Annotated in this window: 15 protein-coding genes; 13 read left to right on the top strand and 2 right to left on the bottom strand. The window is 75.6% G+C overall.

The genetic code is table 11. The annotated features are described in order from the left end of the window. Positions 1-21: 21 nt before the first annotated feature. On the bottom strand, positions 22-873 hold the full coding sequence (locus ACK2IS_RS10605) for an alpha/beta fold hydrolase (RefSeq protein ID WP_409483299.1): 852 nt from the start codon (positions 871-873) through the stop codon (positions 22-24). Between the two features lie 111 nt (positions 874-984). Between ACK2IS_RS10605 and ACK2IS_RS10600 the strand changes: the two genes are divergently transcribed. The 9 genes from ACK2IS_RS10600 to ACK2IS_RS10560 all read left to right on the top strand — a co-directional run bounded on the left by ACK2IS_RS10600 (position 985) and on the right by ACK2IS_RS10560 (position 15,540). After that, the gene (locus tag ACK2IS_RS10600) at positions 985-1,647 is read left to right on the top strand and encodes a hemerythrin domain-containing protein (protein WP_409483298.1); all 663 of its coding nucleotides are present in this window, start codon (positions 985-987) and stop codon (positions 1,645-1,647) included. Further along, on the top strand, positions 1,545-3,593 hold the full coding sequence (locus tag ACK2IS_RS10595; RefSeq protein WP_409483297.1) for a DUF6541 family protein: 2,049 nt from the start codon (positions 1,545-1,547) through the stop codon (positions 3,591-3,593). Before ACK2IS_RS10600 ends, ACK2IS_RS10595 begins: the two co-directional genes overlap by 103 nt. A 16-nt stretch (positions 3,594-3,609) precedes the next feature. Beyond that, positions 3,610-7,557: an ATP-dependent RNA helicase HrpA gene (gene hrpA / locus ACK2IS_RS10590; protein ID WP_409485664.1), complete on the top strand. Its 3,948-nt coding sequence runs from the start codon at positions 3,610-3,612 to the stop codon at positions 7,555-7,557. 434 nt (positions 7,558-7,991) lie between these two features. After that, complete coding sequence (locus ACK2IS_RS10585) at positions 7,992-9,794, top strand: hypothetical protein (RefSeq protein WP_409483296.1); 1,803 nt, start codon at positions 7,992-7,994, stop codon at positions 9,792-9,794. A 7-nt stretch (positions 9,795-9,801) separates the two neighbouring features. Continuing rightward, complete coding sequence (locus ACK2IS_RS10580; RefSeq protein WP_409483295.1) at positions 9,802-10,770, top strand: substrate-binding domain-containing protein; 969 nt, start codon at positions 9,802-9,804, stop codon at positions 10,768-10,770. 4 nt (positions 10,771-10,774) lie between these two features. Further along, positions 10,775-12,277, top strand: a complete 1,503-nt coding sequence (locus ACK2IS_RS10575; protein WP_409483294.1) for a sugar ABC transporter ATP-binding protein — start codon at positions 10,775-10,777, stop codon at positions 12,275-12,277. After that, positions 12,274-14,076, top strand: coding sequence for an ABC transporter permease subunit (locus ACK2IS_RS10570; protein ID WP_409483293.1), 1,803 nt, complete (start codon positions 12,274-12,276; stop codon positions 14,074-14,076). Before ACK2IS_RS10575 ends, ACK2IS_RS10570 begins: the two co-directional genes overlap by 4 nt. Further along, positions 14,073-14,417, top strand: coding sequence for a gamma-glutamylcyclotransferase family protein (locus ACK2IS_RS10565; protein WP_409483292.1), 345 nt, complete (start codon positions 14,073-14,075; stop codon positions 14,415-14,417). The genes ACK2IS_RS10570 and ACK2IS_RS10565 overlap by 4 nt, the downstream gene beginning before the upstream one ends. Positions 14,418-14,616: 199 nt before the next feature. Continuing rightward, a complete protein-coding gene (locus tag ACK2IS_RS10560) occupies positions 14,617-15,540 on the top strand; it encodes a PAC2 family protein (protein ID WP_409483291.1) in 924 nt (307 codons plus the stop codon). Positions 15,541-15,632: 92 nt separating this feature from the next. Here the strand turns inward: ACK2IS_RS10560 and ACK2IS_RS10555 are convergent, their stop codons facing one another. After that, positions 15,633-17,387, bottom strand: coding sequence for a DNA polymerase (locus tag ACK2IS_RS10555; protein ID WP_409483290.1), 1,755 nt, complete (start codon positions 17,385-17,387; stop codon positions 15,633-15,635). A gap of 37 nt (positions 17,388-17,424) precedes the next feature. Between ACK2IS_RS10555 and ACK2IS_RS10550 the strand changes: the two genes are divergently transcribed. From ACK2IS_RS10550 to ACK2IS_RS10535, 4 genes are all read left to right on the top strand, one after another. Continuing rightward, positions 17,425-18,159 carry an EcsC family protein gene (locus ACK2IS_RS10550; RefSeq protein ID WP_409483289.1) on the top strand — a complete coding sequence of 245 codons (735 nt, stop codon included), beginning with the start codon at positions 17,425-17,427 and terminating at the stop codon, positions 18,157-18,159. Between the two features lie 224 nt (positions 18,160-18,383). Beyond that, entirely contained in the window at positions 18,384-18,761 is a 378-nt protein-coding gene (locus ACK2IS_RS10545) for a YkvA family protein (RefSeq protein ID WP_409483288.1), read from the top strand. 121 nt (positions 18,762-18,882) lie between these two features. Further along, positions 18,883-20,124 (top strand): DUF4192 domain-containing protein, encoded by a 1,242-nt coding sequence (locus ACK2IS_RS10540; RefSeq protein ID WP_409483287.1) that lies wholly within the window; start codon positions 18,883-18,885, stop codon positions 20,122-20,124. A gap of 54 nt (positions 20,125-20,178) precedes the next feature. Continuing rightward, positions 20,179-20,571: a universal stress protein gene (locus ACK2IS_RS10535; RefSeq protein ID WP_409483286.1), complete on the top strand. Its 393-nt coding sequence runs from the start codon at positions 20,179-20,181 to the stop codon at positions 20,569-20,571. The last annotated feature ends 157 nt before the right edge of the window (positions 20,572-20,728 follow it).

The raw sequence follows: 20,728 nt of genomic DNA, 5'->3' as shown, positions 1-20,728 counted from the left end.
AGCGTAGTGCGTCCGGCCTGGTCACGCGGGCAGGACCCGGAGCACCTGCTCCCAGGCGCCTGCCGGGAGCAGGTGGCCGCAGCCGTCCACCACCACGACCCGGGCGCTGGCCCGCCGGGCCACGGCGGCGGTGAGGGCGGCCGGGGGCGCGAGGACGTCGTCCTCGCCGACGGCCACGGCCAGGGGCGTGGCGTCGATCCGGTCGAGGTAGTGCTGGGGAAGCGGGCGGGGCGTGCGGATCGTCTTGCACCCGCGACCGACCAGGGTGGTCCACGCGACGGCCCGCTCGGTGACGGGCTCGCCGGGCGCGTGGAGCTGCCGCAGCAGGGCCTGCGCGGCGGCGTCCGAGGCGTGCAGCGACCAGCGGGTGTGGTCCCGGGCCAGCGCGGGGGAGGCGGTGGGTGCCAGCAGGCCGCCGGGGGAGACCAGCAGCCGGGACCGCACCCGCGGGTGGGCCGTGGTCAGCGCGACGCGGGCGCCGAGCGAGGTGCCGACCAGCACCACCTCGTCGTCGCCCTCGGTCAGGTCGAGCACCGCGTCGAGCCAGGCGGAGTACCACCCCGTGCTGTCGCGGTGCGGACGGCACGGATGGGACAGGCCGGGCTGCCCGGGCAGGTCCAGGGCCCACACCGTGCCGTGCCGGGCGAGCGCCTCGAGCGGGCCGCGGGTGACCGCGGCGCACGCGCCCGTGCCGGGCAGCCACACGAACCGCGGCGGCCCCTCGCCCAGCACCGTGACGTGCGTGGGCACCGGCGTGTCCGCGACGAGCGGCTCGACGACGAGGGTTCGGTGGGGGTGCTGCCACTGCGCCAGAGCCTCGACGCACCACCGGGTCACGGCCTCGCGTCCGGCGGGCGAGCGGTAGGCGTCCATCACGGGAGGGAACACTACCGGCGACCAGGGGAGCGGTCCGGACCGGTCCGCGCCAGGTCCCCACTAGGCTGGGCACCTGCGCGCCCCCGTAGCGACCTCGAAGGATGACCCATGGCTGCCGACAGCACCCCCACCACCGCGACGCCCCGCGAGGACAACCTCGCCCTCGCCCGCAGCGCCGGCACGATCGTGGCGGAGCTCATCGGCGCGATCGGCGAGGCGGACGCCCAGGCCTTCGGGCAGGCCCACGCCGACCTGGCCACCTGGTGCCAGTTCGAGCTGATCACCGCCGCGGTCGCCAAGGAGCAGGTGCTCTATCCCCTCGCGGCGCAGGCCCCCGAGGCGGCGCTGCTGGTGCAGGCGCTCGTCGCCGACCACCGGGTCATCGCCGGTCTGGTCGACGCGATCAACGCCGCCCAGGACGCGGCCCGGCTCGCGGGCGACGCCCAGGCGCTCGCCGTCCTGCTGCGCGCCCACCTGGCCAAGGAGGACCAGCTGCTGCTGCCCGTCCTGCAGGCCCGCCCCGACTTCCCCGAGGCGTATGCCGAGATGCGGCGCGCCGCCGACCGGCTCGCCCAGGACTACGCGGCGAACGTGGCCGCCGACGTCGAGGCCGCCCACGCCCGGCCGAGCAGCTGCGGCTCCGGCGGCGGCGGGTGCGGCGGCTGCGGGTGCGGCTCCGGCGGCGGGGGCTGCGGCTCCGCCGACGACGGTCGCACCGAGGAGCGGCGGGCCGCGGACAAGGCCGCCGTCACGGTGACCAAGGTCGACTGATCCTGTTCCATCCCCTCGCCACCTGGTGGGCCGCGGCGCCGGTCGTCCTGGCCTCGCTGGCCCTGCTGGTCCTGCCCGGCCTGGCCCTGCTGATCCCCGCCCGGGTCCCGCCCTGGCTCGCCGTCGGGGCCGCTCCCGCCGCGTCGGCCGGGGTGGCCGCCCTGGCGATCACCTGGACCACGTGCCTCGGGATCGGCTGGGGCGCCGGGCCGCTCGCGCTCACCGCGCTGGTCGGGGGAGGGGCCCTGTGGGTCCTCGGGCGCCACTGGACCCGGCTGGCCCGACCGGCCCCGGCCGACGCCGGCCGGGTCGCGACATACGCCCTGGCCACGACGGGCACGGTCGCCGCCTCCTGGGTGGTCCTCGCCGGCGCGGTCGGGCGACCCGACGCGCTGCAGCAGTCCCACGACGCGGGCTTCCACGTCAACGCCCTCGCCCGGGTGCTGGCCACGGGTGACGCCGGCTGGTTCACCGTCGGGGCGACTGCCGCGCCCGGGTCGACCCGCACCTTCTATCCCAGCGGGCTGCACGCCCTCGGCGCGCTCCTCGCCCAGCTCACCGGCGCGCACCCCGTGGTCGTGCTGAACACCCTCGTCGTCGTGCTCGCCGCGATCGTGTGGCCGGTCGGGATGCTCACCCTGCTGCGCACCACCAGCCGGGACCCGCGGTCGGCGGTGGCGGTCGCCGCGCTGCTCCCCGTTACGCTGGTGTTCCCCACGCTGCTGATGAACTTCGGCGTGCTGTGGTCCAACCTGGCCGGCCTGGCCCTGGCCCCCGCCCTGATGGCCCTGGCGGTGCGCACCTGCCGCCCGGGCTACCTGCGCCCCCGGGCCGTCCTCGCGCTGGTCGTGGTCGTCTGCGGGCTCGGCGTCGGCGTCGTCCACCCCGCCGCCCTGCTCAGCGCCCTGCTCCTCGTCGCCCCGCTCGTCGTCGGCACCCTGTGGACCGGCACCGTGCGCTCCTTCGTCGGGCACCCCTTGCGGCGGCGCCGGGTGCTGCAGGCGCTCGCCGTCGCCTCCGTCGGGCTGGTCGTCGGGGCCGTGCTGGTGGCCCGGACCCCGACGGTGCGCTCCCTGGTGCACAGCCGCTCGCGCACGGTGACCACCGCGGACGTGGCCGTGGCCGAGATCCTCACCCTCGGGACCCACCTGACCCCCGGCTGGCTGGTGCTCGCACTGTTGGTGCTCGCGGGCGTCGTCGTCAGCCTGTGGCGGGGCCGGCCCTGGGTGCCCGTGGGTCTCGTCCTGGTCGCGACCTGCTACGTCTGCGCGGCGTCGATCGACACCGGCTGGGGGACGCTGGTCACCGCGCTGTGGGACCGCGAGCCCTACCGGGTGGCCGCCGCGATCGCCATACCGGCCCTGCTGCTCGCGGGCCAGGGGGCCGCCGGGCTGGTCGACCTCGGGCGGCGCCTGCCGGGCCTGGGCGGCCGCCCCGTCGTCGGGCAGACTGTCGCCGCCGTGCTCGTCGCCACCCCGGTCCTGCTGGGCTGGCCCTCCGGCGTCGCCTCGGCCCAGCGGCTGATCGGCCACAACTACGGCGACCAGCAGTGGTGGCGGACGGTCGTCTCCCGGCGGGAGGCGCAGACCTATGCCGAGGTGCTGGGGCCGCGGACCGACGGGCGGGCGGTCGCGGGCGATCCCTTCGGCGGCGGGCAGTGGGCCGGGGTGCTGTCCGGGCACCCGGCGACCTTCGCGCACTTCGGCGGGAGGTACGACGGCGACCACGGGGTGCTGCGGATGCACCTGCGGGAGCTGACGCCGCAGGTCTGCGCGGCGGCCCGCCGCCTGGACGTGGGCTACGTCGTCGAGGACACCGACCTGGTCTGGGCCGACGACCCGCGCCGCGTCCTGTTCGCCGGGCTGCACGGGCTGGCCGGGGTTCCCGGGCTCACCCGCATCGGTGGTACGGGCACCGTCTCGGTCTACGCGCTCACCGGCTGCTGACCGCGGGCGACCTATCCTGGAGGGCGTGCCCGAGCAGACCCCCCACCGTCGTCGCCCCCGTCGTGGCAGCGGACGCCCCCCGCAGACCCCCGAGGAGCGCGAGGCGTCGCGGGCCCGCAGGCTGGAGCGGCACGCCCGCCGCCGGGCGCTGGTCCCCGAGATCACCTATCCCGAGCACCTGCCCGTCGTCGCGCGCAAGGACGACATCGCCGCCGCGATCCGCGACCACCAGGTCGTCGTCATCGCCGGCGAGACCGGGTCCGGCAAGACCACCCAGATCCCCAAGATCTGCCTGGAGCTCGGCCGCGGGATCCACGGCACGATCGGCCACACCCAGCCCCGGCGGATCGCCGCGCGCAGCGTCGCCGAGCGCATCGCGGAGGAGCTGGGCCACCCGATCACCGGTGACCGGGTCGACGGGCAGGAGCGGCCGATCGGCTACCAGGTGCGCTTCGGCGACCACGCGACGCGGGACACCCTGGTCAAGGTGATGACCGACGGCATCCTGCTCGCGGAGATGCAGCACGACCGCGACCTGCGGCGCTACGACACGATCATCATCGACGAGGCCCACGAGCGGTCCCTCAACATCGACTTCATCCTGGGCTACCTCAAGCAGCTGCTACCGCGCCGCCCGGACCTGAAGGTGATCGTCACGTCGGCGACCATCGACCCGGAGCGGTTCGCCGCGCACTTCGCCGCCGCCGACGGCACCCCGGCCCCGATCATCGAGGTCTCCGGCCGCACCTATCCCGTCGAGGTGCGCTACCGCCCGCTGGAGCGTGAGCTGCCCACGGGCCGGAGCGAGTCCGTCGACCAGGTCACCGGCATCGTCGACGCGGTCACCGAGCTGTGGACCGAGGCGGGCGCCGGCGACGGCTCCGACCAGGACGTCCTCGTCTTCTGCTCCGGGGAGCGCGAGATCCGCGACGCCGCCGAGGCGCTGGAGGGTCTGCGGCTGCCGGGCACCGAGATCCTGCCGTTGTACGCCCGCCTGTCCAGCGCCGAGCAGCACCGCGTCTTCTCCCGGCACACGGGCCGCCGCGTGGTCCTCGCCACCAACGTCGCCGAGACCTCCCTGACGGTTCCCGGGATCCGGTACGTCGTGGACACCGGGGTCGCCCGCATCTCGCGCTACAGCCAGCGCACCAAGGTCCAGCGGCTGCCGATCGAGCCGGTCTCCCGGGCCAGCGCCGCCCAGCGGGCCGGCCGCTGCGGCCGCGTGAGCGACGGCATCTGCATCCGGCTCTACTCCGAGGAGGACTTCGCCGCGCGGCCGGAGTTCACCGACCCGGAGATCCTGCGCACCAACCTCGCCAGCGTCATCCTGCAGATGATCTCCCTCGGCCTGGGCGACGTCGCGCGGTTCCCCTTCGTCGACCCACCGGACTCCCGCCAGGTCGCCGACGGGCTCAACCTGCTGCTCGAGATCGGCGCGATCGACGCCGCGTCGGCCGGGGCCGAGGGGCGCGGCGGGCGCCGGCTCACGGCATACGGCCGCCAGATCGCCGCCCTCCCGGTGGACCCGCGGCTGGCCCGGATGATCCTCGAGGCCCACGAGAACGGCTGTCTCGCCGAGGTGCTCGTCATCACCGCCGCCCTGTCCATCCAGGACCCCCGCGAGCGACCGGCCGACAAGCAGGCCCAGGCCGACCAGCAGCATGCGCGGTTCACGGACGAGCACAGCGACTTCATCACCTGGCTCAACCTGTGGGGCTACCTCCAGGACCGGCAACGCGAGCTGTCCGGCTCGGCCTTCCGCCGCACCTGCAAGCAGGAGTACCTGCACTACCTGCGGATCCGGGAGTGGCAGGACCTGCACGCGCAGCTGCGGCAGGCCTGCAAGACCCTGCGCCTGGAGCCCAACACCGGCCCCGCCTCCGCCGACGCGATCCACCAGGCCCTGCTGTCCGGGCTGCTGTCGCACATCGGCCTGCGCGACGCCGAGAAGCGCGAGTACGCCGGCGCCCGCGGCGCCCGCTTCGCCATCCAGCCCGGGTCGGTGCTGCACCGCCGGCAGCCGGACTGGGTGATGTCGGCCGAGCTGGTCGAGACCACCCGGCTGTGGGCCCGCACCAACGCGCGCATCGACCCCGCCTGGGCCGAGCGCCTCGGCTCCCACCTGGTCCGGCGCTCGTATGCCGAGCCCCACTGGTCCCGCAAGCGCGCCTCCGGGGTCGCCCTGGAGCGGGTGACGCTCTACGGCGTTCCCCTGGTCGCCGGGCGCACCGTCGGGCTGGGCCACGTTGACCCCGAGCTCGCGCGCGAGCTGTTCATCCGGCACGCGCTGGTGGAGGGCGACTGGGACACCCACCACGAGTTCTTCCACGCCAACCGTGCGTTGCTCGCCGAGGTGGCCGAGCTGGAGGAGCGGGCCCGCCGCCGCGACATCCTGGTCGACGACGACGAGCTGTTCGACTTCTACGACGCCCGGATCCCGCAGACCGTCGTCTCCGGGCGGCACTTCGACTCGTGGTGGAAGCAGGCTCGTCGCGAGCAGCCCGAGCTGCTCACCTTCACCGAGGACGTGGTCGTCGCCGAGGGCGCCGACACGAGCGTCTCCGCGGGTTTCCCGCAGCAGTGGGTGCAGGGCGACCTGACGCTGCGGCTGACCTACCAGTTCGAGCCGGGCGCCGACGCCGACGGCGTGACCTGCCACATCCCGGTGGAGGTGCTCAACCGGGTCCGCGACGAGGGCTTCGACTGGCTGGTGCCCGGGATGCGCGAGGAACTCGCGACCGCCCTGATCCGGGCGCTGCCCAAGGCCACCCGCAAGCACCTGGTCCCCGCCCCTGACCACGCCCGCGCCGCCCTGGCCGCGGCCGACCCCGCGGCCGGGGACCTGACCGACGAGCTGGCCCGGGTGCTGCGCGGGCGGGTGGGGGTCGTCATACCGCCGGGGGAGTGGGACTGGGACAAGGTGCCGGACCACCTGCGGATGACCTTCCGCGTGGAGGACCGCCGCGGCCGAACGCTGGGCGAGTCCACGTCGTTGGAGGGCCTGCGCCGCCGGCTCGCGCCCCAGGTCCGTCAGACCATGGCGTCGGCGGCCGCCTCGATCGAGCGGACCGGGCTGACCACCTGGGACTTCGAGTCCCTGCCCGCGACCTTCGAGCAGCGGGTCCCGGGCGGGCGCACGCTGCACGGCTATCCGGCTCTGGTCGACCGCGGCACCTCGGTCTCGGTGCAGGTGCTCGCCACCGAGCGCGAGGCCGCGGTGGCCTCCCGGCTGGGGCTGCGCCGACTGCTCCTGCTCGACATCACCCCGCCGTGGAAGCGCGTGCTCGCGGTCCTCACCAACCAGCAGAAGATCGCCCTCGGGCACAACCCGCACGGCTCGGTCCCGGCGCTGCTCGACGACTGCCTCGCGGCCGCGATCGACTCGATCGTCGCGCAGTCCCCCGAGCTGCGGGACCAGGCGACCGGCATCGTCCGGGACAAGGCGGCGTACGACGAGGTCCTGCGCCGGGTGCGCCAGCTCGCGTCGGCCCGGGTGATCGAGGTGATCGAGCTGGTCGAGCCGGTCCTGGTGGCCGCCCGGGAGGCGCGGCTCGCCCTGGACCGGCTGTCGCCGGCGGCCCGGCCGATGCGGGACGACATGGCCGCCCAGCTCGACGCGCTGGTCCATCCGGGGTTCGTGGCCGAGGTGGGTCATGCCCGCCTGCGCCACGTCGCCCGCTACGTCCGGGCGATCTGCTGGCGCGCGCAGAAGGGCCCGGACGACATGCGTCGGGACGCCGAGCGTCAGGCCGTCGTGGCCACGGTGGAGCGGGAGCGGCGGACCTTCCTCGAGGGGCTGCGCCCGTCCCGTGTGGACGACCCCGACGTGCAGGAGATCCGGTGGATGGTCGAGGAGCTGCGGGTGTCGCTGTTCGCCCAGCCCCTGGGGACGGCGCACCCGGTCAGCGAACAGCGCATCTACAAGGCCATGGACGCCGCGGAGGCCCGCCACCCGGGTGAGTGACGCAGGGTGCTGCGATTGCTCCGAAGGTATGGCTCTCGCGAGGAAATCTGCATCCCGGTCGACCCCCGGTTCAGCGCCGGCCCGAGACCGCCTGTACCCACAGTGCCCATGAGGCGTCGCCACGTGATGGGGGTATGGCATTCGGGGCGCGTCTGCGCGGCCGTCCAGGGCGCTCCTCCTCAGGTCCTCACCCGCGGCGCGCTGACGGGCACCGTCCGCTGTCGTCGCGCTCCGCAGCGGCCCGTGCGCGAGGGCCTGCCCACCCAGTACCTTGCGGTCCGGCAGTGGCACCAGTGCGTCCATCGCCCTGGGACCTGACCTCGGAAGGTGGAGATGTGACGCAGCGCCGAACCTCGCAGGCACAGCCCGCGACCCGCGCGGGACGTCGCGCCGAGCGCGGCCGCCGCCGTGACCGTCAGCGCAAGGTGGCCGGGATGGCCGCCCTGAGCATCGCGCTGGCCGGAGGCGCCGCAGCCGCGGCGCCTCACCTGATGCACCTGGCGAAGTCCGACGACGGGCCGGGGACCAGCCGGGTCGCCAGCGCCCAGACGACCTGCGCCACCATGACCTCCCTCGACGTGGCCGTGCCCCCGGCCCTCTTCGCCGCCACCCAGGAGGCCGCCGACGAGGCATCGGACCGCAAGGGCGGCTGCGTCACCTATCGCCTCCGTCCGGTCACGGCGGCGCTGGCCGCCCAGCGCGGCGGCGGCGCGGGCGGCGCGCCTGCTCAGCCCGGTGCCACCCCGGCCCAGCCCGCCGGCGCGGTCACCTCCGCCGGTCAGCCGCCCGTCGCCGGCACGCCGGCGCAGCCCGCCGGCGCCTCCTCCGCGGCCCCGTCCTCGGGGGTGCCTGCCGGCGGTCCTGCTCCCGCGCCCGGCTCGGCTGCCGCGCCCGGCTCGGCTCCCGCGGCCCAGGAGCCCGTGGTCGGTGCCGTCGACGGGTGGTTCACCGACTCCGAGGCCTGGGTGCCCGCCGCCGAGCGCGGCCGGGTCTCCCGACCCGTCGCCTACTCACCCGTGGTCCTCGCCGTCCCGGCGGGCGTGGGCGCGTCCGGTCAGCTCACCCCGCAGCAGGTGGGGATGCTCGCCCAGGGGCCGATGCGCTTCTCCGAGCCCGCCGAGAGCACGCCCGCCCTGCTGTCCCTGCTGACGTTGCGCCAGAGCAGCGACCCCGCGGTCGGCGAGGCGGTGCGCGCACTCAGCCGCCGGACCGTCTCGGAGTCCGAGCTCGAGGCCTCCCTGTCGGCCCCGCCGACGCAGGCGCTGGTCTTCCCCAGCACCGAGCAGCGCATCGCCCAGCTCGCCAAGCAGACCGGGCGGCCCCTCACCGCGGCCTGGCTGCCCGGGGCGGTTCCCATGGAGAGCTACTCGCTCGTGACCCGCACCCAGGACCCCGCCCGTGTCGCGGCCCTCGACGCCCTCGTCGAGGCCTTCGCCGGGGACACGGTGCGCAAGTCGCTGGTCGACCAGGGCTTCCGGACCTCCCCGCAGGCCGCGCCGGCCGGAGCAGCGCCCGTCACCGGGGTGCCCGCCTCGCTCGCGCCGCCCGCCCCCGTCGACCCGGGCAAGGTCGCCGGGACGATGGACGCCTGGGCCGGTGCCCGCCGGGACGGCCGCTACATCATCGCCGTCGACACCTCCGGATCGATGGACTCCGCCGCCAAGGGGGGCAAGCGTCGCATCGAGCTGGCCACGGGAGCGCTCGCCGTCGCGCTGCGCTCGGTCCCCGTGACCAGCGAGGTGGGCCTGTGGTCGTTCTCCGCCGCCAGGGCGCAGGGCGGGCAGGACTGGGCCGAGCTCGTGCCCATGGGGTCCCTCCAGCTCCCGGCCACCCGGGACGCGCTCGCCAAGGCCGGTGCGGGTCTGGTCGACCCGGCCACCCCGCCGCGTGGCGGGACGGGCCTGTACGACACCACCGTCGCCGCCTACCAGGCGGTCCGGGACCGCTCCGACGCCCGCCACGAGGGCATCGCTCTCGTGCTCACCGACGGCAAGAACGACGACGACAGCGGTGGTCGTACCATTGAGCAGGCGATTGCCGACCTCGGCCGCCTGCAGGACCCCGCACGTCCCGTGCGCCTGGTCCTCGTGGGCGTCGGGGAAGAGCCTGACAAGGCCACGCTCGACCGACTGGCGGCGAGCGTCGGGGGGCTGTCCTACACCAGCGAGACGGTAGAGGCACTGGGACAGATCCTGCCCAAGGCCCTCACCCTGCAGCTGACCGATGGGACGAAGTGATCGATCGATGACCGCAGCCACAGTGCCGGAGCTGTCCCGGCGCACCTTCCTGCTGGGCCTTGCCGGCGCCGGACTCCTGACGGGCTGCGCCTCCGGCGACGACGAGGGCGCCGCGTCCGCCAAGGCTGCCAAGGGCGTGGTCGGCCTCGCCGTCTCCAGCCTCGCCAACCCGTTCTTCATGACCCTGGTCGACCGGGCCCAGGACGAGGCCGCCCGCCTCGGGATCCGGCTCAAGATCACCGACGCCCAGGACGACGCCTCCCGGCAGGCCTCCCAGCTCCAGGACCTCGCGGTCAAGGGCATCGGCCAGCTGGTCGTCAACCCGGTCGACTCCGACGCGCTCGCGACCCCGGTCAAGCGCCTGCGCGAGCGCGGGACCAAGGTCGTCGCCATCGACCGGCGGATCACCGACGCCCAGGGCGTCACCTGCATCGCGAGCGACAACGTGCGCGGCGGGGCCATCGCGGCCCAGGCGCTCGCCAAGGCGCTCGGGGGCAAGGGTGAGGTCGCGGTCCTGCAGGGCGTCGTCGCGACCTCCAGCTCGCGGGAGCGGCACAAGGGTTTCGTCGAGGAGCTCGCCAAGCACCCCGGCATGCGGGTCGTGGCCACCCAGCCCGCCGGGTTCCGCCGGGTGGAGGGCCTGGACGTGGCCACCAACGTGCTGCAGGCCCACCCTCACCTCAACGGGATCTTCGCCGAGAACGACGAGATGGCCCTCGGGGCGCTGCAGGCCCTGGGCGGCCGTGCCGGCCTGGGCGTCAAGGTCGTCGGCTTCGACGGGACCCGTGAGGCCATCGAGGCCGTGGCCCTCGGTCGGATGACCGCCACCATCGGTCAGGACGTCGCCGCCATGGGGACGCTGGCCCTGCGCGCCGTCGTGGACGCCAAGGGTGCCCCCGCCCCCGGCAGCATCGTCGACCAGGCCGTGGTGGCCATCACCCGGGCCAACGCCCGCTCGCTGCTCGCCCACGCCTGACGTGGTGTCCCCGACCCTCCCTCACCCGCCCACCGGCGCCCCGCCCCGGCTCGAGGTCGCCGGCCTGACCCGGACCTTCGGCACGCTGCGCGCCCTCCAGCACGTCGACCTGGCCATCGCGCCCGGTGAGGCGCACGCCCTGCTCGGCGAGAACGGCGCCGGCAAGTCCACGCTCATCCGGATCGTCTCCGGCGCCGAACGGCCGACCGGGGGCGTCGTGCGGATCGACGGACAGGAGGCGGTGCTGGCGGGGCCTTCCGACGCCGTGCGGCGCGGCATACGCACCATCCACCAGCACCCGACCCTGATCGAGCAGCTCAGCGTCGAGGACAACCTCGCGCTGCCCCGCCCCCCCGTGCGACGGGGACTGATCGACCGAGCCGCGGTGCGCCGGCAGGCCGAGGCGGCCCTGGCGATCCTGGGCCTGGACCTCGACCCGACCACCCCCGTGGCCCGGCTGCGCGTAGACCTGCGACAGCGGGTGGAGATCGCCCGCGCCCTCGCCCGGGGTGCGGGGCTGCTGATCCTCGACGAGCCGACCGCGGTCCTGTCCGACGAGGAGACCGCCGCCCTCCTGCAGACCTTGCGCGAGGTCACCCGGCAGGGAGTCTCGCTGCTCTACGTGACGCACCGGTTGGAGGAGATCGCCCAGCTGTGCGACCGGGTCAGCGTGCTGCGGTCCGGGCGGATGGTGACCACCCTCCCGGGAGACGCCCCGGTGACCGACCTGGCCGCCGCGGTGACCGGACGCCCCGTCGCCGGCCTCTACCCCGCCACCCGTCCCCCGGCGCCGACGGGGCAGGCGGCGACCCGACCGCTCCTCGTGGCCGAGGACCTGGCGGTGCCGGGCGTCCTCGCCCCGACCACCGTGGAGGTGCGCCCGGGGGAGGTCGTCGGGGTCGAGGGCGGAACCCCGACGACGCGCAGCGCCCTGCTGCGGGCCCTCGTCGGGGGGATTCCCCAGGCGCGGGGACAGGTCCGGATCGGCGAGCGCACGATCCGGCCCGGGCAGGTGAACGAGGCCATCCGGGCGGGGGTGGGCTACGTGCCGGCCGACCGCCAGGGCGCGGGGCTGGTGCCGCAGGCCTCCGCGGCGGACAACCTCTGGTACGGCGTCCTCACCCGGGGCGGGTCGACGTCCGACGGTCCGTCGCGCGCCGAGCAGATCGCGGCGGTCCGCGAGCGGCTCGCGATCGCCGCCCCGTCGATGGACGACCCGGTCGCGCGGCTGTCCGGTGGCAACCAGCAGAAGGTCGTCGTCGGCCGGTGGGTCGCCGCCCACTCCCAGGTCCTCGTGCTCGACGAGCCCACGCGCGGCGTGGACGTCGGCGCGCGCGAGGTGATCTACCAGGTCGTCACCGAGATCGTCGCCCAGGGCGGAGCGGTGGTCCTGGCGAGCAGCGACCGCCAGGAGATGGACGCCCTGTGCACCCGCACGATCGGCGTGCCCGCCCAGGAGCCCGGTGCCCTCGTGGGCTCCGGGGCAGAGCCGAGGAGCAGCCCATGAGGGCGACCGACGACGCCACCGGACGCGGCGAGACCGCCGCCACCGGGGCAGCCCCCGAACCCGCCGTCCCGGCCGAGGAGCGAGTGACCCAGACCGTGGTCAAGAAGTCGATGAGCAAGGCGTCCCGGAAGGCCGCCGCCAAGAAGGTGGCCGCCACCACGTCCGCCGCACGCGGCGTCGCGGCGCGCCCGGCAGGGATGCCACCCGTCGCGACCGACGGCCGGCCGGCCGCCACCACGGCACCCGAGACGGCCCCGCCGTTGCCTGGCCCCCCGATCTCGGCGCCGGCCGCGAAGGAGGCGACGCCTGCCGGCGACGCGCAGCCCACCACGGGGGTTCAGCCACGAGCCGCGCGCACGCCCGGGGTCCCACCTGGACCGACCCCGGCCGCCCCCGCGACGGCCGCACCAGCGACCCCAGCTGCTCCGGGTCCGGACCCGGCCCCGTCGACCCCGCAGTCGGTCGTGCGTCCCCCGGCTCCGGCCGCGCCGGCGACGCAGGCTGCTGCGGCTCCGGCTGGTGTCCCGCAGGGCCCGGCCGCGAAGTCCGTCCCGCAGTCCGCTGCCGCGCCGGCGAAGCAGGCTGCGAAGGGTGTTCCGGCTCCGGCTGCCGTCCCGCAGGCCGTTGCCGCGCCGGCGACGCAGGCTGCTGCGGCTCCGGCTGGCGTCCCGCAGGCCCCGGCCGCGAAGTCCGTCCCGCAGTCCGCTGCCACGCCGGCGAAGCAGGCTGCGGGGCCTGCTCCGGCGCCGGCCGCGAAGGTCACCCCGCCACCAGCGGCGGTCCCGCCGACGCCGGAGCGTGGTGCCACGGCTGCGTCCTCCTCCCCGTCGCCGGGCGGGCGTCTGGGGGCCTGGGCTCGAGGCGCCGGGAGCCAGGTGCTCGCCGCGCCCGCCGGGCTGCTCGCCCTGTGCCTGGTGCTGGCGGTGGTGTCCCCGGACTTCCGGACCCTCGGCAACCTGCTCAACGTCGCCGACCAGACCGCGACCACGGCAGCGCTCGCCCTGGGTCTGACCTTCGTGCTCGTGGTGGGCGGCATCGACCTGTCGGTCGGGGCGGTCGCCGGCCTGTCCGGGGTCCTCGCGGCCCAGTGCGCGCTCGGGCTTGGCCTGCCGTCACCCGTCTGCGTCGTCGCGGCGCCGCTCGTCGGCCTGGTGGCCGGCCTGGTGACCGGCCTCGCGGTCACCAGGCTCGTCATACCCCCCTTCATCGCCACCCTCGCGGGCATGGCGATCTGGCGGGCGGTCGCCGAGATCTCGTGCGACTCCCAGACTCTCGCGGCTCCCGCCGCGATGGCCGGGGTGGGGGAGCGGGTCGCCGGCATACCGGTGACCTTCCTGGTCATGGTGGCGCTCGCCGTCCTCACCCACGCGCTGCTGCGACGCACCGTCCTGGGCCAGTGGCTGTATGCCGTGGGAGGCAACCCCGAGGCCGCCCGTCTGGTGGGCATCCCGGTCGAGCGGACCCGGGTGGCGGCCTACGCGCTGTCGGGTCTGTGCGCCGGCGTCGGCGGTCTGCTGGTCGCCGGGCGGCTGGCGTCGGTGCAGGCCGGGGCCGGGGCCGGGATGGAGCTCGACGCGGTGGCCGCGGCCGTCGTCGGTGGCGCCAGCCTGGCCGGCGGCCGCGGGAGCGCCGCGGGCACGGTGGTCGGCGCCACGGTGCTGGCGGTCATGCACAACGGCCTCAACCTCCTGGACGTCCCGGCCATGTGGCAGCAGATGGCCCTGGGCGTGGTCATCGCCGCCGCGGCCTCCCTCGACGCTCGTCGGCGGGCCCGCGACGGCGACCGGGTGAGCGTGTGACGGCGGCGCCCACCGGCGGCCGTCGGCTCGCGGTCTACGGCACGCTGTGCCCGGGCCGGTCCAACCACCACGAGGTCGCCGACATCCCCGGCACGTGGACGCGGGGCGTCGTCCACGGGCACCTGCTCCCCGAGGGCTGGGGAGCGGCGTCGGGCTACCCCGCCATCGAGCTCGCCGACGACGCGCCGGCCGTGCCGGTCCACGTGCTCACCAGCGAGGCCCTGCCTCGGCACTGGGCGCGGCTGGACGAGTTCGAGGGCCCCGGCTACCGGCGGGTGGGGTGCACCGTCGGCACCGACGACGGACCGGTCCAGGCGGAGATCTACGAGCTCGACCGCTGACCGGGGGCCTCGTGGCGGGTCGTCCCCAGGCCGCGGGGGAGGATCCGCGCGACTGGTCGTCGCGCACCGCCGTGCTCGCCGCTGTGCCGGCGGCTGGCGGGAGCACCCGCTGGACCGCGAGGACCGTCGCGGTGGAATGCCCCTGCCTACTCGTGCGTTGCCTCTGAGGAGACCACTCCGTCCGACCTGGGAGGCAGCCGTGCAGGACCCCACCGGGCTCTACCACTTCGAGAGCGACACCGACCCGCAGCACCTGCGGGCCTCCTCGCTGGTCGTCGCCATGGGGGCCTTCATCGACGCCGGTCACACCGGCCGGCTGATCGGCGACCACCTGCTGGCGACGCTGGACCACTCGGTGGTGGCGACCTTCGACGTGGACCAGATGCTCGACTACCGCGGGCGCCGTCCGGCGATGACCTTCGACCGGGACCGCTACACGGCCTACGACGACCCGACGATCGTGCTCCACCGGGTGCTGGACGCGGACGGGACGCCCTTCCTGATGCTGACCGGCCCGGAGCCGGACTACCAGTGGGAGCGGATGGTCGAGGCCGTCCGCGGGCTGGTCCGGGCCTTCGGGGTCACCCTCACCGTCGGCGTGCACGGCATCCCGATGGGAGTGCCGCACACCCGACCGATCGGGCTCACCCAGCACGCCTCCAGCCCGGCCCTGATCCCGGACAACAACCCGGTCTTCGGCGAGGTGCAGGTGCCCTCGTCGTTCGCCTCGCTGCTGGAGCTGCGCCTGGGCGAGTCGGGCTACGACACGGTCGGGTTCAGCGTCCACGTCCCGCACTACCTGGCTCAGACCGACTTCGCCGACGCCGCCCTGACCGGGTTGCGCGCCGTCGCCGGGGTGACCGGCCTGGCGCTGCCCACCGCCGACCTGGCGGCGGTCGCGGGCGTCAACCGCGAGGCCGTCGACGCCGAGATCGGGGACAACGAGGAGGTCCTCACGGTCGTGCGCGCCCTCGAGGCGCAGTACGACCAGTGGACCCGGGGGCTCGACAAGCCCACCTTGCTCGCCCCCTCGCCCGACGAGCTGCCCACCGCCGACGAGATCGGCGCGGAGTTCGAGCGGTTCCTGCGCACCCACGACGGGCGCCCGGAGGACCGCGGCTGACGGCGCCGGTCCGGGACCACCCGGCAGCAGGCCCGTGCCGAGCCTCGGGGCCGGCACGAGCGGCGCGCGGCGCTCGGTGCCGCCGGGGGGCGTCAGTCCTTGGCCTCGGACCAGCGGTGGACGACCGACACGTCGGCGACGAACCGCACCCGGTCGGTGCCCGCCCAGCGCCGCGCCGCCTGGTCCAGGCTGCGGTGCAGCAGGGCCTCGGCGGCGGCGGCGTGCTCGGTCGGCACGTGCACCAGCAGCTCGTCGTGCAGGCACAGGACGATCTCGGCGTCGAGGGCGCGCCCGCCCGCCCGGACGGTCGCGGCCCAGGCCTTGAACAGCTCGGCGGCCGCGCCCTGGATGACGGCGTTGCGGGCGAAGCGCCCCCGTCCGGCCCGCTGCGCCTCGGAGAGCTCCCCCTGCCACATGGGCACCAGCCGTCCGCCCCAGGTGATCACCGGGTCGCCACGGACCCCGGCCTGGTGCGCCCGGGCTAGGTAGGCCATCGCCGTGGGATAGGCCTCGTCCAGCCGCTTCAACGCCTCGCCGGCCGACCCCGAGGTCTGGCCGTACATCGCGGCGAGCACCGCGATCTTGGCGACGGGCCGCTCCACGCCGAGCTCGGCGCCGACGGGGGAGTAGAGGTCGTCGGCCTGGGTGGCCTGCGCGAAGGCCGCGTCCCGGGCCACGGCGGCGAGGACGCGTGGCTCGATCTGGCCGAGGTCGGCGCGCACCAGGACCCGGCCCGGGTGGGCGGCCACCGCGGGGCGCAGCTCGGCCGGGAGGTTGTGCAGGCCGTTGGCTGCCGTCATCCGTCCGGCTCCGCCGTCGCAGGCCGTCCACTCGCCACGGAGCCGGTCGTCCGGACCGACATAGGTGTCCAGCCAGTGCCAGCCGTAGGTCGTGGCGATGCGCTCGGCCTTGCGCCACGCGAGCAACGCCTCGACGACCGGGTGGGAGCTGCGGTGCGCGGCGAGGGTCCACTTGCGGGTGTCGTCGACGATGACGCCGACCGCGGCGAGCAGCTCCTTGACCTGCAGGGGATTGCGCAGGTCGGTGCGCTCGCGACCGGGCACATGGCGCAGCACCTCCTGGTCGCGACGAGCACGTAGGCCGGCGGCCTGCGCCTCGTCCGTGGGGCGGGGACCGGCTGCGGCGGTGATCAGCTCCTCGACGACCACCCGGTCGACGGGCAGACCGGTGACCTCCAGCTCGGCGCACAGCAGGGCGGCCGCGGACTCGCAGGTCGCCGTGACGAGGAGCCGCTCGGGGGCGCGTCGGGTGCCGCCCGCGGCCGTGGGGGAGGCGGCGGCGTCGACGTGGGCGCGCTGCCGCGCGGCAACGTCGAGCGCGGCCCGGGCCCAGGTCACCAGCCGCTCGGGCGTCCGCTGCCAGGTGCGGTCGGCCGCGTCGGGCCGCAGGTGCCCGTCCCTGGTGACGAGCGCCCCCGGGTCGGGCTCGGGGTCGCCCGCCTCGCCCTGGGTGTGGGCGAAGGCGAACAGGTCCGGCGGTCCCGGGACGGGGACGGTCCGGGGGTCCAGGTCGTGCGCGACCGCCCAGACCGTCGCCGGGTCGGCCCGGTGGCCGCCGCAGAGGACCCGGTGGACCTCGGCGAGGTCCCAGCACCGGGCCAGCCGCACGCCCCGGGCGACGAGCGGACCGGCGTCCTCGCGGGTCTGCCACCAGACCCAGCGGGGCCGGTGCTCCTGCTCCAGCCGGGCGACCTCGGTCACGAGCCGGTCCACGGGGCGGGGCGTCACGAGCACCGACCCGTCCTGGGCCAGCACCGTCCCGACGCCGCCCGCCACGGCGAGCGCGTGGAGGGTGTCAGGAGTGCGCCCGTGGGGTAGGACTGTCACGGATCAAGTGTGCGTCACACCAGAAAGGGAACCCCTCATGGGCCTCATGGACAAGGTGGCCGGGATGGCCATCGACAAGATCGCGGGCAAGAACGCCGTCGACCCGCGTACCGGCCAGACGGCCGGCACCTCTGCCCTCAACGGTCCGGTCGAGGACCTCGTGCAGAAGCTGCTGGACTTCGGCATCGACGGGTTGGGCCCGCTCGAGGGTGCCGCGGCGTTCGCCGACAAGGCGGCCAAGGGCCGCTCGGGCGAGCAGAGCGTGGACGAGATCGTCCGGGCGCACAAGAAGACCGCGGCGGCGGGTGGCTTCGTCACCGGCCTCGGCGGCTTTGCCACCATGCTGGTCGCGCTGCCGGCCAACGTCGTGGAGTTCTACATCGTCGCGACCCGGATGGTCGCCGGCATCGCTCGCGCCCGCGGCTACGACATCGACAAGCCGGAGACCCGCTCGGCGATCCTGCTGACCCTGGTGGGTGCCGACTCCGGCGACGACCTGCTGCGCAAGGCCGGCGTCCTGACCACCGGTCGCATGTCCAGCCTGGCGTCGCAGCACCTGCCGGCGTCCGCGGTCATGATGATCAACAAGGGCGTGGGCTTCCGCCTCATCTCCACCCTGGGGGAGAAGGGTCTGGCCAAGGTCGTCGGCAAGGGTCTGCCCGTGGTCGGCGGCTTCGTCGGCGGGGGCATGGACTACTACCTGCTCGGCAAGATCGCGGACAACGCCAAGCAGCAGTTCCCGCCCACCACCACGGCCGCGCTGCACGCCTGAGCGGCGATCGCCCGATCCACCGGCGCGGCGCCGGAGCGACCCCCTCCTGAGGGGAATCCTCCGGCGCCGCGCCGCGGCTCGTCCCGACCGCGCGCGGGACCTGCCCGCCGACTCCCGGCCCGGGCACCCCACCCGCACACGCCCCGCCACCCGCAGACATCCCGCCACCGGCGGGCCCGGCGACACCGCGCCGGCGCCCGCGGCCCGAGAGCAGGGAGACCGTCATGGCTCGTCGTCGCACCCGCGTCACCTCGCTGCGGGACGTCGCCCAGGCCGCCCGTGCCGCCCGCCGTCCCGGCTGCGCGGGCTGGGTCGAGCGGGTGGGGTCGATGCCTCGCCTGGTCCGGGCGATGGGCAGCGGGGAGTATGCCGGGACCTCGATGGGGACGATGGCGGCGATGGCCGGGGCGGTGGCCTACGTCGTCAGTCCGGTCGACCTGGTGCCGGAGGCCGTCATACCGCTGCTGGGGCTCGGGGACGACACCCTGGTCCTGGCCTGGCTGGCCGCCCAGCTGGTCGCCATCACCGAGGACTTCCTCGGCTGGGAGAGGTCCCGCGGTGACGGACCCGGGGGCCCGGTGCCGGACCACGTGGTTCGCTGACCTGCAGGTTCGTCGGCGTCCCCAGGGGCCACCGAGGCGGCGCGGAGGATCGGCGCGGACTCGTCCACAGGCCATGAGGTCCCCCTCGACCGCACGTTCCCGTCCCGGCAGGGTCGGACGTATGACGACCTCCGCCCCTCCTGCCGACCAGCCGACCCCGACCGCCGTCGTCCGCGACGTCGGGCAGCTGGTGACCGTGGTGCCCTACGTGCTCGGATTCGCCCCCACCGACAGCCTCGTGGTCCTCGGGCTGCGCTCGCGCCCCGGGACCGACCGCCCCACGGTCGGCCCCGCCGTCCGGATCGACCTCCACGACCCGGACGGCGACCCCGGACCCCTCCCGGCGGGGCCGGCCTGGGACGCCGTGGCCGCCCGGATGCTCCCGCACGTGGACGAGGTGGTGCTCGTGGCCTTCACCGACCGTGCCCGTCCCGGGGTCGATGGGCCCGCGGTCCCGGACGGACCCCGGCCCGGGGTGCCGATGGCGGACCCGCGCTCCGTCGCCGAGGCCGAGCGGCTCCTCGACGAGCTGGTCGCCCTCGCCGGCGCCGCCGGGGCTCGGGTCCGCGACGCGGTGGTGGTCAGTGGTGGCACCTGGTGGCCGGTGACCTGCGACGACCCGGTGTGCTGCCCGCGCGACCCGGTGGCCCTGCCGCAGCCCGAGCAGGTCCCCGCGGTCGCCGAGCTGGTGCTGGCGGGGGAGGCCCCGGCAGGGACCCGCGAGGAGCGCCTGGCCGCCACGCGACCGACCCCCGACCACCCGGTGGCGCGTGCGGTGGCCCGCGCGCTCACGCGAGGCTCCACGGCGGGGCCCGTCGCCCAGAGCGGGCCGCCGTCCGCCGAAGAGGTGGAGGCCGGGCTGCGTGCCTGGCGGGTGCTGCTCGGGCTGGGCGGGAGCGCCGGTGTCACCGTCGACGGCCGCGGCCCGGGGGGCGTCGAGCGAGTCGCCGCCCTGGTGGCCGCAGCGGTCCGCGCCATCGAGGACGTCGACGTGCGCGACGGGCTCTACGCCTGGGTCGTGCCTGACCTGTTCTGCCCCGACGACGTCAGCGCGGGCGTGCGCGAGACCTTTCGGGCGGTGCTGGGGTCCCCGGTCCGTCGGACCCACCGGGAGGTGCGCCGCTCGGTGGGGGAACGGCTCCTCGCGGTCGGCCGGGTGCTGCCCGACGGCCACGCCGCGCCCACCCTCACCGCGGCCGCGGTGGTGTCCTGGTCCCTGGACGACCACATGATCGCCGTCGCGGCCTGCGAGCGGGCACTGACCTGCGACCCGGGCTACGCCATGGCCCGGCTGACGATGTCCGCGCTGCGCCGAGCGGTGAGGTTCGACGAGGTGGTGGGGAGCTCGCACCGCATGAGATAGGTTGCTGCCGTCCCGCGGGGGCTCCCGCCGTCACCCTTGCCTTCGAGGAGCATCATGACCGTCGTCGTCGGGCTCATGGCCACGCCCGAGGGGCGGGCCGCGCTGGAGCGCGCCGCGGACGAGGCCGTCGTCCGGTCCCTGCCCCTCGTCCTGGTCGAGACGGCCCGCCCCGCCCCCGACGAGGAGAGCCGGGCCGCCATGGAGTCGCTCGTCGCCGAGCTCACCGCCACCGTTCAGGCCGGCGGGCTCACCGTCGAGCGCCGCCGCCCCGAGGGCAAGGACCTGGCCGAGCAGCTCGTCGGCGTGGCCGAGGACACCCGGGCCAGCTGTCTGGTGATCGGCCTGCGCCGTCGCTCACCGGTCGGCAAGCTGATCCTGGGGTCGAGCGCCCAGCGCATCCTGCTGGACGCCACCTGCCCGGTCCTGACCGTCAAGCCCATCCGCTGAGCGGCGCGCGGACCCACTCGCGGGCTCCGCGACGTTATAATGGCGGGCACAGCGCCTCGGAGGCTCCGGTCAGCCCCTCGCAGTCCCTGCCACGCCAGGCTGCACCAGCCCATCGCGCACCAGCCGTCTGTGATCCCGTGCGTCCGTCGTCCGACGT

The sequence above is a fragment of the Arsenicicoccus dermatophilus genome (genome assembly GCF_046267915.1).
In the GTDB taxonomy this organism is placed as follows: Bacteria; Actinomycetota; Actinomycetes; order Actinomycetales; family Dermatophilaceae; genus Arsenicicoccus; species Arsenicicoccus dermatophilus_A.
Note: the sequence above shows the minus strand (reverse complement) of the source record. Positions and strands in the feature narration are given on the sequence as shown.